Raw genomic sequence first — 1,243 nt, forward strand, 5'->3', positions numbered from 1 at the left:
CCGCAGCACCGGCCAAGGCCACCACCGCCACGGCGCCGGCGACCGAGACAACGCCCACCGCCGACGGCAAGCCGGCCGGCGAGGCGACCGCGTCAAACGGCGCCGCCGAACCGAAGCCTCAGCCAGAGGCGCAGCAGCCACAACCGGCAGCCGCGCAGCCGGCACCGATATCCCCCGTCGGAAAAGCCATGTAGGCTTTTCAGTGGAGGCTGATCCGTCATCCGGCGCATATGCCCGGATGGCAGTATTCCTTCTGATTCCATCCTGCTGCCCGAAATGTCAGACGGCATCGGTGGAAGAAGACTGGGTTTTCAAAAGGGGGTTCATCATGAACGAGACGAGACGATTTGCCGTCGCCGCATTGCTGCTGGCGTCGGTGCTGGGCACGAGCACGGCGCGGGCCGACGATATGCTCGGCTCCTATGTCGCGCGCATTTCCGAGCGGGATCATCACGCCAGCGACGGCTATCCGCTGGACAGCGCCGCGCAGATGGTGCGGCAGGACCGCGCCAACTGGCACAAATTCCACCGGCGCGACCGCGACGACGAGGGTGACGCCTGGTTCCGCAGCAATGATGACCGCGCCGACCTGGAGCGGATGTTGAGGCGCGGCGGCGCCATGAGCGGCGCGACACGGCGCGCCATCGTCAATGGCGAGGCGCTGATCCAGGTCGATGTCTATTCGAACAGCGTCTACGTCAGCATCCTCGAGGACTGACGGCAAAAAGGGCGGCGCGTTGGCGCCGCCCTTCCTCTAGCTCAGCGGGCTATGCGGTCGTGGAGGACGGAGAGGCCGCCTCCAAAATGGCTCAGGCGGCTTCTTCCTTGTCCTCGTCGGACTCGTCTTCGTCGTCGGCCTTCACGCCGTCTTCCTCGTCCTCATCCTCGTCCTCGCCGTCTTCGTCCTCGTCACCACCCAACAGGGTCGCTTCGTCGTCGGCATCCTCGCCGTCCTCGTCGTCACCTTCCTCGTCATCGTCAGACTGATCGGCGGCTTCGACCGCGGCAGCTGCGGCATGGTCGAGCATGTCGTCGGAAGCGGATTCGATCGCCTCGGCAGCAGCCGCGGTTTCTTCAGTGACTTCGATGTCGTGATCGGAATTCATGGCAAGCCTCCGTGGTTGGGGGAACGTCATCGTTGTCCCACGCGGAGGTCATCGTCATATGACTGTAAGCCGGCTCCCGCGGACTAAATTTTGGCGCGCCTGAAAGCGGGGCGGACGGCCCGCGCCCCGATGGGCGC

2 protein-coding genes and 1 pseudogene are annotated in these 1,243 nt (G+C 65.2%); 2 read left to right on the forward strand and 1 reads right to left on the reverse strand.

From position 1 onward, the window contains the following. Positions 1-194, forward strand: a pseudogene (locus tag EN781_RS34950) (hypothetical protein); the annotation flags it as partial. Between the two features lie 134 nt (positions 195-328). Continuing rightward, entirely contained in the window at positions 329-718 is a 390-nt protein-coding gene (locus tag EN781_RS32775) for a hypothetical protein (RefSeq protein ID WP_126055962.1), read from the forward strand. Positions 719-809: 91 nt separating this feature from the next. On the opposite strand, the gene EN781_RS32780 is transcribed toward EN781_RS32775, so the two are convergent. Further along, positions 810-1,106 (reverse strand): ATPase, encoded by a 297-nt coding sequence (locus tag EN781_RS32780; protein ID WP_126055963.1) that lies wholly within the window; start codon positions 1,104-1,106, stop codon positions 810-812. Positions 1,107-1,243 lie beyond the last annotated feature (137 nt).

Source organism: Mesorhizobium sp. M4A.F.Ca.ET.090.04.2.1 (genome assembly GCF_003999085.1).
In the GTDB taxonomy this organism is placed as follows: Bacteria; Pseudomonadota; Alphaproteobacteria; order Rhizobiales; family Rhizobiaceae; genus Mesorhizobium.

Coding starts and splice junctions, on each gene's coding strand:
- EN781_RS32775 (WP_126055962.1), top strand. CDS start 329: ATGAACGAGACGAGACGATTTGCCGTCGCCGCATTGCTGCTGGCGTCG.
- EN781_RS32780 (WP_126055963.1), bottom strand. CDS start 1,106: ATGAATTCCGATCACGACATCGAAGTCACTGAAGAAACCGCGGCTGCT.